This is a genomic window from Solibacillus cecembensis, from assembly GCF_050272495.1.
Classification (GTDB): domain Bacteria; phylum Bacillota; class Bacilli; order Bacillales_A; family Planococcaceae; genus Solibacillus; species Solibacillus cecembensis.
This window is the reverse complement of the sequence record NZ_JBNNMF010000001.1, coordinates 218,619-243,151: the sequence shown is the minus strand read 5'-3', so window position 1 is coordinate 243,151 and position 24,533 is coordinate 218,619. Positions and strand designations below refer to the sequence as shown.

Annotated in this window: 20 protein-coding genes; 19 read left to right on the top strand and 1 reads right to left on the bottom strand. The window is 39.2% G+C overall.

What is annotated here, in order from left to right; genetic code table 11:
* The first annotated feature begins 146 nt into the window (after positions 1-146).
* The 18 genes from lspA to scpC all read left to right on the top strand — a co-directional run bounded on the left by lspA (position 147) and on the right by scpC (position 21,628).
* Positions 147-626 carry a signal peptidase II gene (gene lspA, locus ACQKIH_RS01295; protein ID WP_057985829.1) on the top strand — a complete coding sequence of 160 codons (480 nt, stop codon included), beginning with the start codon at positions 147-149 and terminating at the stop codon, positions 624-626.
* Positions 623-1,555, top strand: a complete 933-nt coding sequence (locus tag ACQKIH_RS01290) for an RluA family pseudouridine synthase (protein WP_057985831.1) — start codon at positions 623-625, stop codon at positions 1,553-1,555. The genes lspA and ACQKIH_RS01290 overlap by 4 nt, the downstream gene beginning before the upstream one ends.
* A gap of 490 nt (positions 1,556-2,045) precedes the next feature.
* A complete protein-coding gene (gene pyrR, locus ACQKIH_RS01285; RefSeq protein WP_057985833.1) occupies positions 2,046-2,591 on the top strand; it encodes a bifunctional pyr operon transcriptional regulator/uracil phosphoribosyltransferase PyrR in 546 nt (181 codons plus the stop codon).
* A gap of 12 nt (positions 2,592-2,603) precedes the next feature.
* Complete coding sequence (locus tag ACQKIH_RS01280; protein ID WP_057985835.1) at positions 2,604-3,911, top strand: solute carrier family 23 protein; 1,308 nt, start codon at positions 2,604-2,606, stop codon at positions 3,909-3,911.
* Positions 3,912-4,094: 183 nt separating this feature from the next.
* Positions 4,095-4,973, top strand: a complete 879-nt coding sequence (locus tag ACQKIH_RS01275; protein WP_427762997.1) for an aspartate carbamoyltransferase catalytic subunit — start codon at positions 4,095-4,097, stop codon at positions 4,971-4,973.
* 2 nt (positions 4,974-4,975) lie between these two features.
* On the top strand, positions 4,976-6,250 hold the full coding sequence (locus tag ACQKIH_RS01270) for a dihydroorotase (RefSeq protein ID WP_427762996.1): 1,275 nt from the start codon (positions 4,976-4,978) through the stop codon (positions 6,248-6,250).
* Entirely contained in the window at positions 6,250-7,350 is a 1,101-nt protein-coding gene (gene carA / locus ACQKIH_RS01265) for a glutamine-hydrolyzing carbamoyl-phosphate synthase small subunit (RefSeq protein ID WP_427762994.1), read from the top strand. The genes ACQKIH_RS01270 and carA overlap by 1 nt, the downstream gene beginning before the upstream one ends.
* The gene (gene carB / locus ACQKIH_RS01260; protein WP_427762992.1) at positions 7,343-10,540 is read left to right on the top strand and encodes a carbamoyl-phosphate synthase large subunit; all 3,198 of its coding nucleotides are present in this window, start codon (positions 7,343-7,345) and stop codon (positions 10,538-10,540) included. The genes carA and carB overlap by 8 nt, the downstream gene beginning before the upstream one ends.
* Position 10,541: 1 nt before the next feature.
* Positions 10,542-11,315: a dihydroorotate dehydrogenase electron transfer subunit gene (locus tag ACQKIH_RS01255; RefSeq protein WP_427762990.1), complete on the top strand. Its 774-nt coding sequence runs from the start codon at positions 10,542-10,544 to the stop codon at positions 11,313-11,315.
* Positions 11,312-12,223, top strand: a complete 912-nt coding sequence (locus ACQKIH_RS01250) for a dihydroorotate dehydrogenase (protein ID WP_057985846.1) — start codon at positions 11,312-11,314, stop codon at positions 12,221-12,223. Before ACQKIH_RS01255 ends, ACQKIH_RS01250 begins: the two co-directional genes overlap by 4 nt.
* A 1-nt stretch (position 12,224) precedes the next feature.
* Positions 12,225-12,932 carry an orotidine-5'-phosphate decarboxylase gene (pyrF, locus tag ACQKIH_RS01245; protein WP_427762988.1) on the top strand — a complete coding sequence of 236 codons (708 nt, stop codon included), beginning with the start codon at positions 12,225-12,227 and terminating at the stop codon, positions 12,930-12,932.
* A complete protein-coding gene (gene pyrE / locus ACQKIH_RS01240) occupies positions 12,933-13,562 on the top strand; it encodes an orotate phosphoribosyltransferase (protein ID WP_427762987.1) in 630 nt (209 codons plus the stop codon).
* Between the two features lie 509 nt (positions 13,563-14,071).
* Entirely contained in the window at positions 14,072-15,082 is a 1,011-nt protein-coding gene (locus ACQKIH_RS01235; RefSeq protein ID WP_427762986.1) for an ABC transporter ATP-binding protein, read from the top strand.
* Positions 15,079-16,026 (top strand): ATP-binding cassette domain-containing protein, encoded by a 948-nt coding sequence (locus tag ACQKIH_RS01230; RefSeq protein WP_427762984.1) that lies wholly within the window; start codon positions 15,079-15,081, stop codon positions 16,024-16,026. The genes ACQKIH_RS01235 and ACQKIH_RS01230 overlap by 4 nt, the downstream gene beginning before the upstream one ends.
* Before the next feature lies 1 nt (position 16,027).
* Positions 16,028-16,990, top strand: a complete 963-nt coding sequence (gene opp4B / locus ACQKIH_RS01225) for an oligopeptide ABC transporter permease (protein ID WP_427762982.1) — start codon at positions 16,028-16,030, stop codon at positions 16,988-16,990.
* Between the two features lie 35 nt (positions 16,991-17,025).
* Positions 17,026-17,940, top strand: a complete 915-nt coding sequence (locus tag ACQKIH_RS01220) for an ABC transporter permease (RefSeq protein WP_427762981.1) — start codon at positions 17,026-17,028, stop codon at positions 17,938-17,940.
* A 15-nt stretch (positions 17,941-17,955) separates the two neighbouring features.
* Positions 17,956-19,785 carry an oligopeptide ABC transporter substrate-binding protein gene (locus tag ACQKIH_RS01215; protein WP_427762979.1) on the top strand — a complete coding sequence of 610 codons (1,830 nt, stop codon included), beginning with the start codon at positions 17,956-17,958 and terminating at the stop codon, positions 19,783-19,785.
* 340 nt (positions 19,786-20,125) lie between these two features.
* Positions 20,126-21,628 carry a succinyl-CoA:acetate CoA-transferase ScpC gene (gene scpC / locus ACQKIH_RS01210; RefSeq protein ID WP_427762977.1) on the top strand — a complete coding sequence of 501 codons (1,503 nt, stop codon included), beginning with the start codon at positions 20,126-20,128 and terminating at the stop codon, positions 21,626-21,628.
* A 76-nt stretch (positions 21,629-21,704) separates the two neighbouring features.
* Here the strand turns inward: scpC and ACQKIH_RS01205 are convergent, their stop codons facing one another.
* Positions 21,705-23,387: an Rqc2 family fibronectin-binding protein gene (locus tag ACQKIH_RS01205; protein WP_427762975.1), complete on the bottom strand. Its 1,683-nt coding sequence runs from the start codon at positions 23,385-23,387 to the stop codon at positions 21,705-21,707.
* Positions 23,388-23,650: 263 nt separating this feature from the next.
* Here ACQKIH_RS01205 and ACQKIH_RS01200 point away from each other — a divergent pair, with 263 nt between their 5' ends.
* Complete coding sequence (locus ACQKIH_RS01200; RefSeq protein ID WP_057985864.1) at positions 23,651-24,526, top strand: YicC/YloC family endoribonuclease; 876 nt, start codon at positions 23,651-23,653, stop codon at positions 24,524-24,526.
* The last annotated feature ends 7 nt before the right edge of the window (positions 24,527-24,533 follow it).

Below are 24,533 nucleotides of genomic sequence, written 5' to 3'. Positions count from 1 at the left end.
TGAGTTCTCTGGGAATAAGGTGGGAAATGAAAGGCGATTATGTCACGAGAGGTGTTTTTCTATTGATGTTTCTTTCGTTAAAATTGTCGTTCAAACATAGAGTTATGTTAAAATAGGAAAGATATATCGTAAACGGAGGATTTGCTATGTATAAATATTACGGATTAGCATTATTTGCAGTCATTATTGATCAATGGACAAAATGGCTTGTCGTGAAAAATATGGAGTTAGGCGAACGAATTAGTATATGGGATCCGTGGTTTGGTCTATTATCACATCGTAACCGTGGCGCTGCATGGGGAATGCTTGAAGGGCAAATGTGGTTATTTACGATTGTGACAATTGGCGTCATCATTGCGATTTTGTATTTTTACCATACAGAGGCAAAAGGTAAGCCGCTATTTCAAATTAGTTTAATGCTATTATTAGGCGGTGCATTAGGGAATTTTATCGACCGACTATTCCGTGGAGAAGTAGTGGACTTTTTCGATGTTTTCATTCCAATCATCAAATATGACTTCCCGATTTTTAATATTGCGGATGCTGCATTATCAATCGCAGTAGTCATGCTCTTTATTACGATTATTTTAGAAGAAAAAGCAGAAAAGAAAAAGGTGAAGAAATGACAGTAGTTACATTAACAATCGAACAGTTCGCTGGAGAGCGTTTGGATAAGGCACTTTCACAGATAGAAGAAACTTGGTCACGTTCACAAATTTCAACTTGGGTAGATAAAGATCTTATTACCGTGAATGGCGTGAAAGTAAAAGCGAAATATAAAGTAAAAGAAGGCGACGTTGTGGAAGTGGACGTGCCAGAAGTAGAAGAATTAGAAATTATTGCAGAAGATTTAAATTTAGAAATCATTTTTGAAGATGACGATGTATTAGTTGTCAACAAGCCACGTGGTATGGTTGTTCATCCAGCACCAGGTCATGCAAGCGGTACGTTAGTAAATGGTTTAATGCATCATTGTACGGATTTATCAGGCATTAATGGTGTAGCACGACCAGGCATTGTACACCGTATCGACAAAGATACATCGGGCTTACTAATGGTCGCAAAAAATGATGTGGCGCATGAAGGGCTAGTGAATCAATTAGTTGAAAAATCGGTTACACGTAAATATACAGCGCTTGTACATGGTCATATTCCACATGATAAAGGAACAATTGATGCGCCAATCGGACGTGATGCAAAAGATCGTCAAAAACAAGCGATTGTTGATAAAGGCAAGCATGCTGTAACACATTTCACTGTATTAGAGCGCTTTGGTAATTTTACTTTAGTAGAATGCCGTTTAGAAACAGGTCGTACGCATCAAATTCGTGTGCATATGAATTATATTGGCTATCCTCTTGCAGGTGACCCGAAATATGGTCCGAAAAAGACAATTGATTTCGGAGGGCAAGCGCTACATGCTGGCGTATTAGGCTTTATTCAACCTGTAACGAAAGAATATATCGAGTTTGAATCAGCACTACCAGCAGAATTTGAACAATTATTAACAGAAATGCGCGCTCAAGCAACAGTAAAAAAAGCTGAGACTGAGTGATTTTCTGAGATTATGTTATAGAGGGCACTTCTTGTTCGATATTGAACAGGAGGTGCCTTATTTCTTTACCTAAAAAAATAAGGGCATGTGCTTAGCCAGCCTAAACTAGCACATACTTTATTAGAATATTAGAGAGAGTCTTTCGTTTATCGAAAAGGTCAGATAATTCTCATTAATAGAACATTTCGCGGGGCATGAATGATCTTTGAAAATAGGTTGACAGTACAATAAAACCAGCCTATACTAACAACAGTGAATGAAACAACTTGACGAGAGCAAGTAAGTAATCACGAATTCAATTAAATAGTGTTCACCTTTAATGGCAGTCCAGAGAGGCTGAGAAGGGACAATGTGAAACGTTAGCGAGTTTTTGTAAGCACTCGTGTGCCGTTTTTTAACATGGACTTTTTCAACCCTCTAGGAATTTATTCTAGAGGGTTTTTATTTTGGATTGAAAGTGCGTGAAAGTATTTATGAAGGGAGAAACGAGATGGAGCAAATTACTGAATTACTAGATGGACCTTCGCTAAATCGTGCTGTCACACGAATTGCACATGAAATTATTGAACGCAATAAAGGCATTGATGAAGTGATATTAGTGGGTATTAAAACACGTGGTGCCTATTTAGCGAAACGATTAGCAGAACGCATTACCACGATTGAGGGCAAAGCGATTCGCACAGGAGAGTTAGACATTACACTGTATCGTGACGATTTATCAACGAAGCATGTGAATGAACAAGCACAAGTACAGCAAGTAGATATTAATTATCAATTAAAAAATCAAAAAATCGTTCTGGTAGATGATGTTTTATATACAGGCAGAACGGTTCGTGCAGCACTGGATGCCATTATGGATTTAGGAAGACCTTCACAAATACAGTTAGCGGTATTAATAGACCGAGGGCATCGTGAATTGCCAATCCGCGCAGATTATGTAGGAAAAAACATTCCAACAGCGGGTCATGAACGTATCGTTGTCAACTTAGTGGAAGTAGATGGACAAGATTTAGTAACGATTCATAAAGAAGATTAAAGGAGGGGCAATATGTCGAAAGTAGTTTTAGATATTAATGAAAAACCGAGTGTAGGACAACTTATTACATTCAGTTTCCAACATATGTTCGCCATGTTTGGTTCAACAATTTTAGTACCTAAATTAGTAGGACTTAGCCCGTCAATCGCCCTTTTAACAAGTGGAATTGCGACGATTATCTTCTTATTGATCACACAATTTAAAGTGCCAGCGTATTTAGGTTCATCATTCGCCTTTATCTCGCCAATTCTTTTAGTGACAGGATTTGGTCAAGCTGGTGTGGAAGTAAATCCAGGGAATGCGATGATTGGAGCGATGGCGGTCGGTTTGGTATACGGAATTGTCTCGCTGTTAATTTGGAAAACGGGCTATAGATGGTTAATGAATATTTTACCGCCAATCGTTGTAGCACCAGTTATTATCGTCATTGGATTAGGGTTGTCAGGAACGGCAATTGATATGGCGATGAATATTACAGTGGACGGTGTCAAACAATATAGCGGTTTACACTTCTCAGCAGCGTTAGTCACTTTAGCTGCGGCCATAATATTTACGCTGTTCTTTAAAAATATTTTAAGTGCCATGCCAATTTTATTAGGTATCGTTATCGGATACATATATTCAGTAATCATAGGTATTGTAGATTTCACTGCAGTAAAAAATGCTAGCTTCTTTACAATGCCAGACTTCTTAATTCCAGGCGTTGATTATGAATTTAATATAACGAGTACGATTTTAATCGGTATGGTACCGGTTGTCATAGTAACGATTTCAGAACATATTGGTCACCAATTAGTTTTAGGAAAAGTGGTAAACCGAAACTTCATTAAAGATCCAGGTTTACACCGTTCGCTTCTAGGGGATGGATTAGGAACATTCGCATCTGCGCTTATCGGTGGACCACCAAAAACAACATACGGTGAAAATATCGGTGTACTTGCCATTACACGTGTATACTCGGTTTACGTCATATTAGGTGCAGCTATCGTTGCCGTTGTCGTGTCATTCTCAGGTCAATTAATGGCACTCATTGAAACAATTCCAACAGCCGTACTTGGCGGGATTTCAATCCTATTATTCGGGATTATCGCATCGAGCGGACTGCGCATGCTCGTTGAAAACAATGTAGACTTCGGAAATAACCGGAATATGGTCATTGCGTCGGTTATCCTAGTAGTAGGAATCGGCGGAGCAGCAATGCGCTTCACAGAAAGCTTTGCGATCGAAGGGATGGCATTAGCATCGATTATCGGTGTCTTGCTCAACTTAGTTCTACCGGGTCGTGAAAAAATAGAAAACGATATTTATGAAACTAAATAATAGTACCTTTTAAAGAATTGTCCAGAGAGGCAAGCAAGGGGACTTGATGAATGAGAGATAGGTGAATATTACCTAGCTTTAGCTTGTCACGCCTCCCTTGCCTAGCTGATGACATCAGTTAGGCTTTTTTACTAAATATTAGGCTGAAATTGCTTCATACTTCACCATTATCGGAGGCGCTTTATGAAAAACTTACTTTCAATGGAACATTTATCAAATGAAGAAATTTTACACATCTTAGACCGAGCGAAGGCGTTTGAAAATGGCGAAGAGCCAAAAACAGCCCGAACTTACAACGTAGCGAACTTATTTTTTGAGCCAAGTACACGTACGAAAACGAGCTTCGAAATGGCAGAGCGTAAAGTAGGATGTACGGTAATCCCATTCGATGCTGGCTTTTCAAGTGCAGTGAAGGGCGAAACGATGTATGACACAGTGAAAACATTAGAAATGATTGGCATTGATGCAGTTGTTATTCGTGCAGAAGAAGACGAATATTACAACGAATTGCTAGAAGGTATCAACGTTGCGGTCATTAACGCAGGCGATGGTGCAGGTCAACATCCGTCACAATGTTTACTGGATTTATACACGATCAAAAAAGAGTTTGGAACATTTGACGGCTTAAATGTCACAATCGTAGGTGATATTTCACATAGTCGCGTCGCTAAATCAAATGCAACAGCGCTCGCAAAATTAGGTGCGAATGTACGCTTCTTATGTCCACAAGATTGGGCAGGCGATTTTGAAGCCTATCATTCTTGGGATGAAGTGCTCGAAGATAGTGATGTTATCATGTTGTTACGTATTCAGCATGAGCGCCATACCGTAAGTAAAAGCTTCTCGAAAGAAAGCTATCATGAGCAGTACGGCTTAACACCAAAACGTGAAAAAATGATGAAGTCATCAGCAATCATTATGCATCCAGCACCAGTAAATCGCGATGTTGAGATTGCTGATGAATTAGTAGAGTGTGAACGCTCACGCATCTTCCAGCAAGTGCGTAATGGTGTATACACAAGAATGGCCATTGTAGAAACAATTTTGAAGGGGAGAGAATAATAATGATAACAGTTATTCAAAACGTAAAACGATTAGATGAGCAAGGCGAATTACGCGTTTCTTCTATTATAATTGAAGATGGAAAAATTACAGGCTTTGACGGAGAAATTCCAACAGGGGCAAATGTAATTGACGGACAAGGTCATTTTGTTTCACCAGGATTCGTCGATGTGCATACACATTTACGTGAGCCAGGTTTTGAACATAAAGAAACAATTGCAACAGGAACAGCATCAGCAGCAAAAGGTGGTTTCACAACAATTTGTGCGATGCCAAATACGAAGCCAGTACCGGATTCAGTAGAAAATATGCAGTTAATTAACGGATTAATTAAGGACAGCGCGGTTATTCGCGTCTTACCATACGGATCATTAACAAAAGACATCTCTGGTGAAGTTCGAACGGATATGAAAGAGCTTAGAGACCAAGGTGCAGTAGCCTTCTCAGATGACGGTGTAGGGATTCAATTAGCTTCAACAATGTATGAGCAAATGCAACAAGCGGCAAAGCTAGATGTAGTTGTTGTAGCACACTGTGAAGATAACTCATTAATTTACGATGGTGTTATGCATGAAGGTACGCGCAATAAAGAACTTGGTTTACCAGGTATTCCATCTATTTGTGAATCAGTACAAATTGCTCGTGACGTACTACTTGCTGAAGCGGCAGGTGCTCGTTACCATGTTTGTCACGTTTCAACAAAAGAATCGGTTCGTTCAGTACGCGATGCAAAAGCAGCAGGCATTAAAGTAACGGCGGAAGTTTGTCCACACCATTTATTACTTGAAGAAATGGACATCCCATCAGATGATGCAAACTGGAAAATGAACCCACCATTACGTGCGTTAGATGACAAAGATTCATTACATGCAGCATTATTGGACGGCACAATTGACTGTATCGCAACAGACCATGCACCACACACAGTAGAAGAAAAATGCTGTGGTATGGTAGGCGCTCCATTTGGGATTGTCGGCTTTGAAACAGCGTTCCCATTACTGTACACAAACTTTGTAGAAACAGGAAAATGGACGTTAAAGCAATTAGTTGATTGGATGAGCGTAAAAGCAGCAGAAATTTTTGACTTACCATATGGCACATTAGAAATCGGTGCTTCAGCGGATTTAGTATTAATTGATTTAAATAAAGAGCAAACAATCGATGCGGATGGTTTTGTGACTAAAGGGCGTAACACACCATTTAATGGTTGGGTTGCTAAAGGCTGGCCAGTCATGACAATTTGCGAAGGTAAAATCGCATATCAGGAGGCAAAATAATGAAAACACGTTTATTAATTTTAGAAGATGGCACAGTATTTACAGGTACGGCATTCGGTAGTGACCAAGCATCACAAGGTGAAGTGGTCTTTACAACAGGGATGACAGGCTACCAAGAAACATTATCAGATCCTTCATTTTACGGACAAATTATTACATTAACATATCCGTTAATTGGAAATTACGGCATTAACCGTGATGATTTTGAATCGATTACACCAGCTATTCGTGGTTTCGTTGTTCGTGAATTAGCAGAACATCCATCAAACTGGCGTTCAGATATGACATTAGACGCGTACTTAGCATCTCAAAATATTCCTGGTATTGAAGGCATTGATACACGTAAATTGACGCGCATTATCCGTACAAAAGGTGCAGTACGTGCCATTTTAACTGAAGCAGATGCTGACGTAAATGTTGAAGAAGTGGTAGCGCAATTACAAAACACACCATTTATTACACATCATGTGCGTGAAGTATCAGCAAAAACAGCTTACCCATCACCAGGTCGTGGGAAACGCGTAGTATTGATTGACTACGGTATGAAACACGGTATTTTACGTGAATTAAATCAACGTGATTGCGATGTAATTGTTGTTCCTTATAACACAACAGCAGAGCAAATTTTAGCGATGCACCCGGATGGCATTATGCTATCAAATGGTCCTGGTAACCCAATGGACGTAGCAGAAGGTATAGAAACAGTGAAAAACTTAATCGGAAAAGTGCCAATGTTCGGTATTTGCTTAGGACACCAAATTTTCGCATTAGCATCAGGTGCAAGCAGCTTCAAATTACCATTCGGCCACCGTGGAGGAAATCACCCAGTTAAAGATTTACGTACAGGTCGTACAGACATTACATCTCAAAACCACGGCTATGCAATCGACATGGAGTCATTAAAAAATACAGATTTAGAATTAACACATATCGCATTAAATGATGGTACATGTGAAGGGGTTCGTCATAAAAAATTCCCAATCTTTACAGTGCAATATCACCCAGAAGCATCACCAGGTCCAGAAGATTCAAATCACTTATTTGATGAATTTATTGAAATGATGGAAATCGAAGCAGCGAAGGAGAACCAACATGCCTAAACGTACAGATATAAAAACAATTTTAGTAATCGGATCAGGTCCAATCGTAATCGGTCAAGCAGCAGAATTTGACTATGCAGGAACACAAGCTTGTCTTTCATTAAAAGAAGAAGGCTATCGTGTTATCTTGATTAACTCAAACCCAGCAACAATTATGACGGATACAGCAATGGCGGATAAAGTATACATCGAGCCAATTACATTAGAGTTCGTATCACGCATTTTACGTAAAGAACGTCCAGATGCAATCTTACCAACACTTGGTGGACAAACAGGTCTGAACATGGCCATTGAATTAGATGAATCGGGAATTTTAGATGAGTTAAACATCGAAATTCTTGGGACAAAATTAGACGCGATTCATAAAGCAGAAGACCGCGACTTATTCCGTAATTTGATGTATGAACTAGGTGCACCAGTACCAGAATCAGACATTATTCACAACATGGTCGAAGCAAAAGCATTAGTTGCACGTATTGGCTATCCAGTAATCGTACGTCCTGCATTCACACTTGGTGGTACAGGCGGCGGTATTTGTAACAACGATCAAGAGTTAGAAGAAATCGTTACTTCAGGTTTAAAATATTCACCAGTGACACAATGTCTGCTTGAAAAATCAATTGCAGGTATGAAAGAAATTGAATATGAAGTAATGCGTGACGCAGCAGATAACGCGATCGTTGTATGTAACATGGAAAACTTTGACCCAGTAGGCATTCATACAGGGGATTCAATCGTTGTTGCACCAACACAAACATTATCTGACCGTGAAAACCAAATGCTACGTAATATCTCTTTAGATATTATCCGTGCACTAAAAATTGAAGGTGGCTGTAACGTACAGTTAGCGCTTGATCCACATAGTTTCCAATACTATGTAATCGAGGTAAACCCACGTGTATCTCGTTCATCAGCACTAGCATCAAAAGCAACAGGTTACCCAATTGCTAAATTAGCAGCAAAAATCGCTGTTGGTTTAACATTAGATGAGATTAAAAACCCAGTAACAGGTTCAACATTTGCTTGTTTCGAACCAGCACTTGACTACATTGTAGCGAAAATTCCACGTTGGCCGTTCGATAAATTCGAATCAGCAAAACGTAACTTAGGTACACAAATGAAAGCAACTGGTGAAGTAATGGCACTTGGTCGCACATTTGAAGAAGCATTACTTAAAGCGGTTCGTTCTTTAGAAACAGGACACGTACACATCGAAATGAAAAACCCAGCAGAGCTAACAGATGCTTGGATTGAAAAGCGTATTAGAAAAGCAGGGGACGAACGCTTATTCTTCATCGGTGAAGCGATACGTCGTGGTGTGACAATCGAACAAATTCATGAATGGTCAGCAATTGATTTATGGTTCTTACACAAGCTAGAAAAAATCGTTATGATGGAAGCGACACTTATTGCCAACAAAAACGATAAAGACGTATTACGCACAGCAAAACGCCTAGGCTTTGCAGATAAGAAAATTGCTGAGCTTTGGGGAACGACAGAAGCAGCGATTTATGCATTCCGTAAAGAAACGGGCATCATTCCAGTGTACAAAATGGTCGATACATGTGCAGCAGAATTTGAATCAAACACACCATATTTCTACGGTACGTATGAAGATGAAAATGAATCAATTCGCTCTGAAAAAGAATCAGTTATCGTACTAGGTTCGGGTCCAATCCGTATCGGTCAAGGTGTTGAGTTTGACTATGCAACAGTACACTCTGTATGGGCGATTCAAGAAGCAGGTTATGAAGCAATTATTATTAACTCAAATCCAGAAACTGTTTCGACGGACTTCTCGATTTCAGATAAATTATACTTTGAGCCATTAACAATTGAAGATGTGATGCACATCGTAGACTTAGAGCAACCAATGGGTGTTGTTGTACAGTTCGGTGGCCAAACAGCAATCAACTTAGCCGATAAATTAGAAGCAAACGGCGTGAAAATTTTAGGTACAACATTAGAAGATATTGACCGTGCAGAAAATCGTAACAAGTTCGAAGCGGCATTACAAGAGCTGAAAATCCCGCAACCACAAGGGGAAACAGCAGTTTCAAAAGAAGAAGCGTTAGTAATCGGTGAAAAATTAGGCTTCCCAGTGCTTGTTCGCCCATCTTACGTACTTGGTGGTCGCGCAATGGAAATCGTCTATAACTTAGATGAACTAGCTTACTATATGGAGCATGCAGTAGAAGCATCACCAGATCACCCGGTATTAGTTGACCGTTATTTAACAGGTCAAGAAATCGAAGTAGACGCAATTTGTGATGGTGAAAATGTATTAATCCCAGGTATTATGGAGCATATTGAGCGCGCAGGTGTTCACTCTGGTGACTCAATCAGTGTATACCCACCACAAAAATTAACAGATGCACAAAAGGAAACATTAGTAGACTATACAACGCGTCTAGCACTAGGTTTAGGGATTGTCGGCTTAATGAATATTCAATATGTAATGAGCGAGGGCGAAATTTACGTAATCGAAGTAAACCCACGTTCATCTCGTACAGTGCCATTCTTATCGAAAATTACCAATATTCCAATGGCGAATATCGCAACAAAAGCGATCTTAGGTCAATCAATTGTAGAGCAAGGTTACAAGCCAGGCTTAGCGCCGGAACAAGCGGGCGTATTCGTAAAAGTACCAGTGTTCTCATTCGCGAAATTACGTCGTGTAGACATTACATTAGGACCTGAAATGAAATCAACAGGTGAGGTAATGGGTAAAGATGCAACATTAGAAAAGGCATTATACAAAGGCTTAGTTGCAGCTGGTATGGAAATTAAAACACACGGTACAGTATTATTCACAGTATCGGATAAAGATAAAGACGAAGCAGTTGTTTTAGCAAAACGCTTCTCAACAGTCGGCTACCGTATTGTAGCAACTGAAGGTACTGCAAAATTATTTGAACAAAATGGCGTGAAAACAGATATCGTGGAGAAAATTGGCGGTAAAGGGAAAACATTACTCGACATGATTCAAAACGGCGAAGCACAGCTAGTTGTCAATACATTAACAAAAGGTAAACAACCAGCGCGTGATGGCTTCCGTATCCGTCGTGAATCAGTAGAAAACGGTGTGCCATGCTTAACTTCATTAGATACAGCAGAAGCAATGGTACGCGTAATCGAATCGATGACATTTACAGCAGAAGAAATGCCAAAAGCGGAGGTAACAAACTAAGATGATTCGTCAAGAGAAAATGACGGTCGTTGCGCAAGTACAAATCGCTACGAACATTTTCGAATTGACACTGCAAGGGCAACTGGTTCAGGATATGACTCCTGGCCAGTTTGTTCATGTAAAGGTGTCGGATACGTTCGAGCCATTGTTGCGCCGACCAATCAGTATTGCAAATGTAGATAAAGAAAAAAATGAATTTACGATGATTTACCGTGCAGAAGGACGAGGTACACAATTCCTTGCAACGAATCGTGAAGGACAAATTGTAGATGTGTTAGGACCATTAGGGAACGGTTTCCCTGTTGATGCAGCACAGCCAGGTCAAACCGCATTATTAGTAGGTGGTGGGATTGGTGTTCCGCCATTACATGAGCTTTCGAAGCAGTTAAATGCGCGCGGCGTCAAAACAATCCATGTTTTAGGCTTCCAATCAGAAGACGTTTGCTTTTATGAAGAGCAGTTTTCAGCATTAGGGGATACGTATTACGCAACAGTTGACGGATCGAAAGGCACAAAAGGTTTTGTCACAACGGTATTTGATGATGTAAAGCCACAGTTCGATTTATTTTATTCATGTGGGCCAATGCCAATGCTACGTGCATTAGAGCAATACTACCCGGAAAAAGAAGGCTATTTATCATTTGAAGAACGCATGGGCTGCGGTATTGGGGCATGTTTTGCATGTGTTTGTGATACGACAGACAAGCATGAAAAAGACTATGTGAAAGTTTGCTCAGACGGACCTGTATTCCCGAAAGGAGTGGTGGCATTATGAGCCGTATTAACATCGAGTTACCAGGATTAGATTTAAAAAACCCGATTATGCCAGCTTCTGGTTGTTTCGGATTTGGTCGTGAATATGCACAGCTTTATGATTTATCAAAGCTTGGTGCCATTATGATTAAGGCAACGACATTAGAAACACGTCGAGGGAATCCAACACCGCGTGTAGCTGAAACTTCTGCCGGTATGTTAAACGCAATTGGTCTACAAAACCCAGGAATTGAAAAAGTCATGGGGGAAGAGCTGAAATTTTTAGAAGGCTATGATGTTCCGATTATTGCCAATGTAGCTGGAACAGAAGTAGCAGACTATGTAGAAGTAGCGGAGCGCATTTCGAAAGCGCCAAACGTGAAAGCATTAGAATTAAATATTTCTTGTCCAAACGTAAAATGTGGTGGCATTCAATTTGGTACAGATCCACAAACAGCAAAAGAATTAACACAAGCGGTTAAAGCTGTTTCGAGCGTGCCGGTTTATGTAAAATTATCACCAAATGTAACGAGTATTGTCGATATTGCAAAAGCAGTAGAAGAAGGCGGAGCAGATGGCATCACGATGATTAATACATTAGTTGGTATGCGTTTAGATGAGCGTACAGGTAAGCCAGTTATCGCCAATGGTACTGGTGGCTTATCTGGTCCAGCAGTAAAGCCAGTAGCCATTCGCATGGTATATGAAGTGTATAAAGCGGTCAACATTCCGATTATCGGGATGGGTGGCGTAACATGTGCGCAAGATGTGATTGACTTTATGTCAGCAGGCGCATCAGCAGTGGCAGTAGGGACAGCCAACTTTGTCGATCATTTCGTTTGCCCAACAATTATTGACGAACTACCAGCGAAGTTAGACGCGCTAGGTGTAGAACATATTTCTGAAATTATCGGAAGGAGCCATCGATAGCATGAATAATAAACCGATTATTGCCTTGGATTTTCCAGGCGAAAAAGAGGTCTTTGAATTTTTAAATCACTTTGATGAACCATTGTTTGTAAAGATTGGTATGGAACTTTATATGCAGGAAGGTCCAGACATCGTAAAAAAAGTAAAAGATCAAGGACATAATATTTTCCTGGATTTAAAACTACATGATATTCCAAATACGGTGAAATCAGCAATGAAAGGTTTAGCGCGTCTCGGCGTGGATTTAGTCAATGTCCATGCAGCGGGCGGCCGTGCTATGATGGAAGGCGCTTTAGAAGGATTAGAAGCCGGAACAGCAGCAGGTAAAGAGCGTGCAGCTTTAATTGCCGTAACACAGCTAACGTCAACAACGGAGCAACAAATGCAAGAAGAGCAAAAAATTATCCTTTCGTTGCAACAATCGGTGTTGCATTATGCACAAGTAACAAAGCAAGCTGGGTTAAATGGTGTCGTATGTTCGGTTCATGAAGCGCGCGCAATTCGAGAAGCTTGTGGAGAAGATTTTTTACGAGTGACACCAGGTATTCGTATGTTAGGTGGGCAAGCGCATGATCAAAAACGTATTGCTACTCCAGATGGTGCAAAGCAAGATGGTTCATCACTAATTGTGGTAGGTCGCGCAATTACAGGAGCGGCAAACCCAGTTGTAGCCTATCAAGAAGTTTGTCAATTATGGGAGGAAAAATAAATGTCATTACAAAATGAAATCGCACATGCAATGTTAAAAGTAGGAGCAGTAGAGTTAAACCCAACAGATTTATTTACGTGGGCATCAGGTATCAAATCACCAATTTACTGCGATACACGTTTAACAATTTCTGATCCAGTTGCTCGTAAACAATTAGCAAAAGGATTAGCATCTTTAATTCAAGAGAATTTCGCGGAGTGCGGTATTGTTGCGGGGACAGCAACTGCTGGTATTCCACATGCGGCATGGGTTTCTGATATTTTAGATTTACCAATGGTTTATGTGCGCTCAAAAGCAAAAGAGCATGGTCGAGGCAATCAAATTGAAGGTAAATATAAAGCAGGCGATAAAGTAGTGGTTGTAGAAGACATCGTTTCAACGGGTGGCTCGGCAATTACAGCAATAGAAGCATTGCGTGCAGCAGGTTGTGAAGTGCTGGGCGTTGTGTGTGTGTACACATATAATTTACCAAAAGCAGAGCAAGCATTTGCTAATGCAGGCGTAAAATATGTGTCCCTAACAAACTTTGATTACTTAATTGAAGCGGCAAATGAGTCGGGAACAATTCAAGAAGATCAAATTCCTTTCTTGAAAAACTGGCATAAAGATTTAAAAGAAGGTAATTTATAATCAATTATACTTAGGTGTGTATCATTAGATAGCTGTTCAAACACAATCTTAACTAATAAAAAATAATATTAAAGCAATTAAGAGACGTGTGAAAGTATAGAAGGTTATACTTTCATACGTTTTTATTATGGTTATATAATGACTCTACTCCTCTGATCCTTTTTTTATATAATTGAAGTTCGATTTTTTTACGTCCCATTAAAAAGTAAATCATATATACTAAGGACTATTATTGAAGGAGTTCATTGTATAAAATTGATATATTTCACCCATTCAACGCAATAAAATATCTGAATATTTAAACTTAACTGTTAATTTGCTATTCTTTTAAATAAAATGTTAAATTAGAATAGTTAGAAAGTTTAGTGATTGACATCTAATTCGATTTATGGATAATTTATATTAATATTCAATAAATTAGAATATACATAAATAGATGCATAGAGCAGAAAAATTAGCATAGCAGAGCGTAGTGGATGTTTATTTATAAGAAAGGAGTGGTTAGCTTAGTGTCTACTAATGAATTATTAACAATCCGTAATTTACGGACGAGTTTTCGTATTAAAGATACTTTCTACCCAGCTGTAGACGATGTTTCATTAACGCTTCGCAAAAATGAGATTTTAGCAATTGTCGGTGAATCAGGTTGCGGTAAAAGTACGTTAGCTACTTCGATTGTAGGATTGCACAATTCAAACAATACAAAAGTTGAAGGTGAAATTTTATACAACAATCAAAACTTAGCGAATTTAACAGAGGCTCAATTTAACAAACTACGAGGAAATGATATTGGATTTATATTCCAAGACCCTTTATCGGCATTAAACCCATTAATGCGTATTGGTGAGCAAATTGCAGAAGGTTTAATTTACCACACAAAGTTTAATAAAAAACAACGTGAAGCGCGTGTTCTACAACTTTTAGAGCAAGTTGGTATTCCTAATGCGCCTCGCGTGGCAAATCAATTTCCGCACCAATTATCTGGGGGGATGCGTCAGCGTGTAATGATAGCGATTGCATTATCAGGAAAGCCAGCGATAATTGTTGCCGATGAGCCAACGACAGCACTAGATGTAACAATTCAAGCGCAAATTTTAGATTTACTAAAATCGCTTCAAGATGAAATTCAGTCTGGCATTATTTTAATTACCCATGACTTAGGGGTTGTAGCGGAAATCGCAGACCGTGTAGCGGTTATGTATGCAGGAGAAATTATTGAAGAGGCGCCTGTTATTGAATTATTTAGAAATCCGAAGCACCCGTATACACGTTCACTATTAAATTCGATTCCACAAACGCATAGTGAAAATGAAAAGTTAGAAATTATCCAAGGTATGGTGCCATCCTTAATGAAATTACCTAGGGAGGGCTGCCGTTTTTCATCTCGTGTTCCGTGGTTGGATGAATCGGTACACGAAAAAAATCCAAAGCTTCATGAAGTGGGTCCAGGACATCGTGTTCGTTGTACATGCTGGCAACATTTCTATTTTGAAGACAAGGAAGGGAGCGTAAACGGATGAGTTTTATGCAAGTTCAAGACTTAAAAGTTCACTATCCGATCCGAGGTGGATTTTTCAATACAGTAGTTGACCATGTATTTGCTGTTGATGGCGTGACGATGGAATTTGAACGAGGGAAAACTTACGGACTTGTAGGGGAATCTGGTTCTGGTAAATCAACGACAGGTAAAGCGATCATTGGCTTAGAAAAAATTACGTCTGGCAAAATTATTTACGAAGGCAAAGAAGTAACGAATCAACGAAGAGATCGTGAATCTGCCTATAATCGTGACATTCAAATGATTTTCCAAGATTCACATTCTAGTATGAATCCGCGAAAGCGCGTGCTCGATATTTTAGCTGAACCGATTCGTAATTTTATGAAGTTGTCACCGCAAGAAGAACGCAAACGTATTAATGAACTGCTTGCGATTGTCGGGATGTCGGAGGATGTTTTATTAAAATATCCACATGAATTTTCAGGTGGTCAAAAGCAACGTTTAGGCATTGCGCGCTCGGTTGCTTGCAATCCAAAAATGATTATTGCAGACGAGCCTGTATCTGCATTGGATTTATCTGTACAAGCCCAAGTGCTCAATTTCATGAAGGAAATTCAAGAGCAATACGGCATTAGTTATTTATTCATCTCGCATGATTTAGGTGTAGTGCGTCACATGTGTGATCACATTTCGATTATGTATAAAGGGCGCTTTGTTGAGACAGGGAAGCGGGAAGATATTTATTCGAATCCAAAACATATTTATACAAATCGCTTATTATCGGCGATACCTAATATTGAACCTGAAACGCGTATAGAGCGCAAGGTAGAGCGCCAAAAAGTTGAAGCAATTTATCAACAAGAGCAGCATAAATATTATGATGAGCAAGGAAAAGTATACCCGTTAAAATCCATTTCAGACTCGCATAAAGTGGCGATGGCTGGAACAGAGAAAGGGGGATTATAGTATGTGGAAAACAGTCATTCGACGTATTTTAATTATGATTCCGCAACTATTTATTTTAAGTCTCCTTATTTTCATATTGGCAAAACAAATGCCGGGAGATCCATTTACAGGTTTAATTACACCTGAAACTGATCCAAACAGAATTGAAGAGTTACGAGTTAAAGCAGGTTTCTATGACCCTTGGTATGTTCAGTACTATAACTGGATTACAAATGCCGCAAAAGGGGATTTTGGGCAAAGTTATACACATACGAAACCGGTTGCAAGCATTATTGGTGACCGTGCAATGAATACGTTTGCACTTGCTTTATTTAGTGTAATTTTAGTGTATTTAATCGCAATTCCTTTAGGGGTTATTGCAGGACGCTATCATGACACCTTCGTCGATAAAACGATTGTTTTGTACAGTTTTATAAGCTTTGCGATACCTGCATTCGTCCTGTATTTAATTTTCATATTTGTGTTCGGTTACCGACTCATGTGGTTCCCGACCAGTGGCTCTGTCGACGTCGGTTTGGACCCTGGGACGTGGGATTATTACTGGAATAAGATTTATCACTTACTATTGCCAGGTATGTCTTATGCAATATTAGGGACAACTGGAATTATTCAATATTTACGTTCAGAAATTATTGATGCAAAAACGATGGACTATGTGAAAACAGCGAGAAGTAAAGGGATTCCGATGAAAAAAGTATATTCACGTCACATTTTCCGTAACTCATTATTACCAATTGCTGCGTTTTTAGGATTTACGATTACAGGCTTACTCGGTGGATCCATTTTCATTGAATCGGTATTTGCCTATCCAGGGATGGGGAAATTATTCGTCGAGTCCATTTTAAGTCGTGACTATAGTGTCATTACGGCACTTGTTATGTTATTTGGCTTCTTAGCATTATTAGGTAGTCTATTGTCCGATATTATTTTAAGTATTGTTGACCCGCGAATTCGCATAGACTAAACACCAAAAAATGACTAAGGAGAGATGATTTTAAGATGGCGAATAAAAATAAAAAAGCAGTAGAAAACTTTAAATCTGAAAGCTCTCCACCAACAGGTATTCAAGTTGTTTTACGAGAGTTTAAAAAAGATAAATTAGCGATGTTTTCAATAATTGGGATTTTCACATTAATGGCAGCGATATTATATTTATATTTCTTCTATATTGATAGAGATACAGTTATGAAAATTAGCTTAATCGACCGCTTTACGGAGCCGGGCGTGCGAGGCTATATTTTAGGGGCAGATGAAGCTGGACGAGATATGTTTGGACAGCTCATTATTGGTGCCACAAACTCGATTGCTATTGCAGTTGGTATTACGATAATCGCGAACATTGTAGGAATTGCGTTAGGGATTATTATGGGGTATTACGGAGGTTTTATCGATAATTTCTTTATGCGCATTATCGATTTTTTCGTCACTTTACCAACGTTAATGATCATCATTGTAGTTATAACAATTGTTCCGAAATACGGAGTTTGGGAGTTAATCTATATTATTGCAGCATTCCAATGGATGTCGACGGCGAGATTGGTGCGTTCCAAAGCGCTATCTGAAGCACGGCGCGATTACATTAGTGCCTCGAAAACGATGGGGACGAGTGATTTTGCGATTATGTTTAAAGGGTTATTACCGAATTTAAGTTCGCTGTTAATTGTGGAAGTTACACTAAGTTTCGCAGGTAACGTCGGCATTGAAACAGGTTTATCGTTTTTAGGATTCGGTTTGCCACCGTCAACACCAAGTTTAGGGACATTAGTTGCTTATGCGATGAACCCAATTGTTTTATCGGGTAAATGGTGGGTATGGTTACCCGCATCAATATTAATTTTAGTGTTGATGCTTGGTATAAATTACGTTGGACAAGCGTTACGCCGAGCAGCTGACGCGAAACAACGACTAGGATAAAGGGGAGGAAAAAAGATGAAGAAAAAGTATTGGCTACTTCTTTCTACAGTTTTCGCCATCATGTTAGTTCTTGCTGCATGTAGCGGGAAAGATTCAGAAACAGGTTCAGAAAAACCAGCAGATAAAGAACCTGCAAAAACAGAAGAAGGTGCAAAAGGTGAAGGTGGTTCAACCGCGGAGCAACCAACACTTTCGTCGGAAGTAACAAATGAAGGAGACGCGCTTACTGGCGGTACATTAAAATATGCTTTAGTAGCAAGCTCTCCATTCAAAGGTGTTTTCAGTTGGGAGTTATATCAAGATGCCTATGATAAGGAAATTATGGACTTAATGACGAACTCGCTTTTCTCTACAGGTGAGGATTTCTTCATCACTGACGAGGGAATTGCAAAATTAGATGTTGACGCAGATAATAATAAAGTTACTGTAACGATTCAACATGATGTGAAATGGTCAGATGGTACGACTCTAACTGCAGATGACCTAATTTACCCTTACGAAATTATTGGTCACCCAGATTACACGGGTATCCGTTATGATGGCGATTTCCAAAATATCGTTGGTGCTGAAGAGTACCATGCAGGTAAAGCTGATACAATTTCTGGTATTAAAAAAATCGACGACAAATCGATTGAAATTACATTTAAGAAAGTATCACCAGCAATCTTCTCAGGCGGTGATGGTTTATGGGGCTATGCCGCTCCGAAACATCAATTACAAGATATTCCTGTAGCTGATTTAATTAGTTCAGATGCAGTTCGTAAATCACCAATTACTTTAGGTGCATTCAAATTAGATAAATTAGTTGATGGTGAATCTGTTCAATTCGTAGCGAATGAAAACTACTGGCAAGGTAAACCGAAATTAGATAAAGTAGTATTGCAAATCGTGCCGCCAGCATCGATTGGGGAAGGTTTACGTACAGGTCAATACGACATTGCGATGTCATACCCTGCCAATCAGTATGATGGTGTGAAAGATTTAACAAACTTAACGGTGTTAGCTCGTCCTGAATTAGCTTATTCTTATGTTGGTTTCAAATTAGGTAAATATGATACAGCTGCAGGTATTAGCACGACAGATGAAAATGCAAAAATGAATGATGTGAAATTACGTGAAGCGGTTGCTTATGCAATGGATATTGAGCAAGTAGGGGAGCGTTTCTACCAAGGTTTACGTTCACGTGCAACAGGATTAATTCCACCAACATTCGCTTCATTCTATGACAGCACTTTAGAAGGATTCAACTATGACCCTGAAAAAGCGAAAGCATTATTAGAAGAAGCTGGATACAAAGATGTGGACGGCGATGGTATTCGTGAAGATAAAGAGGGCAATAAATTCTTCGTTAACTTAGCTGCTATGGCGGGCTCAGATACAGATGAAGCGATCGTTGAGTATTACCGTCAAAACTGGAAAGATGTTGGTTTAGATGTACAGTTATCGACGGGTCGTTTAATCGAGTTCCAAAGCTTCTACGATAAAGTAAAGGCGGATGATCCTGAAATCGATATGTTCATGGCTGCATGGGGTACAGGTACAAACCCATCTCCAGCAGGAATTTATGAAAAAGAGGCGGCATTCAACTATAGTCGTTTCGTATCGGATGAGTTAACAGCTTTACTTAAAGATATTGACTCGAAAAAATCAATGGACGCTGCTCACCGTGGAAAAGCATTCCGTGCATGGGAAGAGTATATGTTTGCACAAGCAACGACTGTGCCAATGTATTTCCGTACAGAAATCATTCCAGTTAACAAACGTGTAAAACATTATAACATCGACTGGGTGAACGAAATTGAATGGCATGAAGTGGAAGTGGTAGCTGAAGATTCAGTGAAATAATCTTAAACGAAAAACCTCGAACTCTTAAGAGTTCGGGGTTTTTGTTTTGAATGAAGTTGTTATTTAGAAAGCTTTGAAATTTTACATAAGATTAAGCCAGTATTAATTATCTTATACCTTAGTGGGATTTATATGAAAAAACATATTGGATAGGTTAAGTTGAAATATTTCTGTTTTGAGAAGGAATTTTATAACTTAATCTAGAATGTTTCTAACCTAAGGGAGAGTTCGTCCGAAAATAGTATTTCATCATTCGTGGTTTCACCTATGTTTTTAAAATCATTTTGAAAATATGATAAGTATAAAAAACTTTTACTGGAGAATGGGGAGGGCATTTATTATGGATACATTATTCAACGCTAGAATTCGTTGCAATGCATTGGAGGACAAGGTTGTAACAGCAGAAACGGCAGCATCTTGGATTAAGGATGGAATGTCACTTGGGATGAGTGGTTTTACTCGTGCGGGTGATGCAAAAACGATTCCGCTTGCACTAGTTGAAAAGGCAAAAACGGAAAAATTCCAAGTGGATGTATACACAGGGGCTTCATTAGGACCTGAAGTTGACCAAATGATGGCAGAAGCAGGCATTATTCGTAAGCGTGCGCCATATCAAGGAGACCCAGCCATTCGTAAAGCCATTAATACAGGAAAAGTTTTATATACGGATATGCATTTATCTCATAACGCGGAATTAATTCGACAAGGAATTATTGGACCTATTGATTTTGCGATTATCGAAGCGACAGCAATTACAGAGGATGGCATGATTATTCCGACGACCTCAGTAGGAAACTCACCGATTCTTGTTCAAATGGCAAAGGAAGTAATTATTGAGTTAAACCCTGAACAACCAAATTTAGAAGGGATCCATGATATTTATTTACCTGCCGACCAAGGAGAACGCGATCCAATACCGATGCTAACAGCAAGTGATCGCATTGGTACAAAGGGAATTCCTGTTGATATTAAAAAAATTAAAGGGATTGTCCATTCAACAATAAAGGATGCGCCTTCATTAATTGTGGAGCCAGATGAAGAAACAGAGCAAATCGCACAACATTTATTGGGCTTCTTAAGAGCGGAAATTAAAAAAGGTCGTTTGCCAAAAAATCTATTACCGTTACAATCGGGTGTTGGATCTGTTGCCAATGCAGTATTAAACGGTTTCTTAAACTCTGAATTTGAGGAACTAGAAATCTATTCGGAAGTGTTACAAGACGCGGTATTCCATCTATTGGATGCGAATAAAATTAAAATAGCATCGGGCACGTCAATTACTTTAAGTGAAGAATGTGGCACGCGCGTTTACGGAAATATTGATAACTATAAGGACCGCTTAGTATTACGCCCACAAGAAATTTCAAACCATCCAGAAGTCATTCGTCGTTTAGGTATTATTGCGATTAATACGGCGTTGGAAGCGGATATTTATGGCAATGTCAATTCAACGCATGTACAAGGTACGCATATGATGAACGGGTTAGGTGGTTCAGGAGACTTTACACGAAATGCCCGAATTGCTATTTTCGTAACGAAATCGTATGCAAAAGGCGGCGATATTTCATCGATTGTGCCAATGGTCGCGCATCATGATCATACGGAACATGATGTGGATGTTATTGCTACAGAACAAGGGATTGCGGACTTACGTGGATTGGCGCCTAAAGAGCGTGTGCAAGCCATTATCGAAAATTGTGTGCATCCTGACTATAAAGAGGCACTGCGCGAATACTATAATCGCGCGGTTGAAGTAACAGGAAATGCGCATACACCACATAATTTAGAAGAGGCGCTTGCATGGCATGTGAACTATAAAAAAACGAAAACGATGAAGAAGTAAGGAGTTTCCGTTAAATAGTCCCAATAAAAAAATCATGTTGACTGGTAATGGTCAACATGATTTTTTCGTGTTTATATTATTTCTTCATTTGCATGACAATAGCTTCATCTGGTGTGACAAATAGTGTTTTTTGTTCGAAATAAATAACAAAGCCGGGCTTGGAGCCATTTGGTTTTTTGACATGACGAATTTCCGTATAATCAACAGGAACAGCAGAAGATTCGCGTGCCTTACTAAAGTAGGCACTTAAAATCGCAGCTTCCTTTAAAGTTGTTTCATCGGGAGATTCGGTATGTACAACCACGTGCGAACCAGGAATATCCTTTGTGTGGAGCCAGATTTCATGACGCTTTGCTAACTTAAACGTTAAATGGTCGTTTTGTTTATTGTTTTTTCCAACTGAAATCATCGTACCTGTCGAAGAAATAAACTTTTCTGGTTCAGGTTTCGTTGGTTTCTTTTTTCTTTTCGCATGGCGTAAACGTAATAAACCTTGATCGGCTAACTCTTCGCGAATTTCTTCAATATCAGATGGTGAAGCTTGTTGTACTTGTTGTGCAAGCATTTCTAAATAGGTAATATCATCCGTTGTTTTTGCTTGCTGCTCTTCAACCATAATAAGTGCTGTTTTTGCTTTATTGTATTTTGTGTAATAGCTTTGTGCATTTTCGATTGGCGATTTGCGTGGGCTAATAGGGATGCGCACTTTTTCAGCGGTTTCACTATAATAGTTTTCCACATCAACGAACTCTAGACCTTTTTGGAAGTTATACAAGTTAGCCATTAATAACTCACCATAAAGTTGAAACTGCTCTAAATTTGCGGCGCGGTCATAATCTTTTTGAAGTTTTTTTTGTTTGAGCTTCAATTTATTGATTTCATTTTGTAACCAGCGCTCTAAATCTCCAGCTTGCTGTTTGACGCGATCTCGCTGGGCACGAGCAAAAAACACGCGGTCCAATAACTCACCAAGCGTAGCATAGAGCGTCACAGTACCGTTCAAATGCGTGAGTTCAGTAGGTGAAAAATACAGTTTGCCATTTTCCTCAACATAAGTTGGTTTGGCAATCGTCGCAATCTCATTCATCAACTGACGACAAGCGGTAACGGAATCTTGTGTTTTCATCCGGTGCAATAATTCATTGGCATGTAGAGGTGAAAAACCTGCAAAATGCGCGACGATTTCATTTGCTGTTACTTCCTGTGCAAAAAAGCTGCGCAATTCATCATCCGTAAGACCTGCCAAGGAAGCTTTATCTTGTTGGGGTGGCGCAATATAAGTTTGCCCTGGAAGCACCGTCCGATAACTATTTACGGAAGGTGGTAAATGCTTCAAACTGTCGATGATTTTATTGTTTTCTGCATCGATTAAAATCAGGTTACTATGGCGCCCCATAATTTCCATAATTAATACACGTTTAACTGCATCACCAATTTCATTTTTACTGTCAATTTCAAATGTAAGGACACGTTCAAAAGCATCATGCGTTATCGCAGAAATAAATCCGCCCTCGATATGTTTTCGCAATAATGTACAAAACATTGGTGGTTCGGCTGGATTTTCGATTGCTTGTTCTGTCAAGTGTACGCGTGAATAGGAAGGATGAATGGAAAATAAGAGTTTATAGTTACTGCCTGCCGCGCGAACTTGGAATACAACTTCTAACGCATTCGGTTGATAAATTTTTGTAATTCGTCCCGATGAAAGGATTGCTAATTCTTTGCTCATCGAACGTGTAAAAAGACCGTCAAATGCCATATTCGTACCTCTTTCGTAAAGATTGTATTTCTTACTAGTCTACCTATCATAACATTTTTTTCTTCGTAAGTAAGTTATGGATCCATACTAAAATCCGCTTTAGTGAATAGAAAGTTGAAAGTGTTGGATAGAACTGCCAGTTTGATAGATAGGGACAAAAATGCGCAAGTTAAAGTAGTTCAATTTTCTATTAAAACGTTAACACGAATTGGTTTAACATATGATATAATTATTATAATATGCAAAGAAGGGCGTGACGAACCTTGGTGCGTAGTATGACCGGATTCGGCAGGGGGGTCACAACGACGAATAGATTTCAACTCACTGTTGAAATTCGTGCTGTGAATCATCGTTTTTTAGAAATTAATACAAAGTTTCCAAAAGAATGGATGGAATCAGAAGTAATTGTGAAAAAAATGTTGTCGGATACTATTTCTCGTGGGAAAATAGATGTTATTATTTTTCTAAAAGAGTTGCAAAATGCAGAGCAAGTAGTCCGTATCAATTGGCCATTACTAGAAGCGTACTTGAAAGTGAAAAACGAGCTATCGCAATCCGTTATGATGGATGCAAAGTGGACAATGCAAGAAATTTCAAACTTGGATCAAGTGCTGCAAATCGAGAAAGAAGAGTTTTTGCAGGAGGAAATTATTCAAGCTGTGAAAGATGCATTAGCACAAGCCATAACAAGTTTAATGACGATGCGTGAGCGTGAAGGACATGAATTACGCAATGTTATGCTACATTATAAGGATGAATTGCAGCAGCAAGTTGCTAAAATTAAACAAGCAGCCCCACAAGCGGTTGCTAAGTATCGTGAACGTTTAATTGCGCGTTTACAAGAAATCAGTAGTGGACAGATGATTGAAGACCGATTATTAACCGAAGTTGCGTTATTTGCGGAACGAATTGATATAACAGAGGAGTTAGACCGTTTAGAAAGCCATTTTGGTCAGCTGACGGAGACGTTAAATGAATCTGTTGCGATTGGTCGTAAACTGGATTTCATTATGCAAGAGATGCATCGTGAAATTAATACAATCGGTTCGAAAAATCAATCGGCAGACTGTTCCATTGCCGTTGTGCAAGCTAAAACCATTTTAGAAAAAATGAGAGAACAAGTTCAAAATATTGAATAGCTTAAAA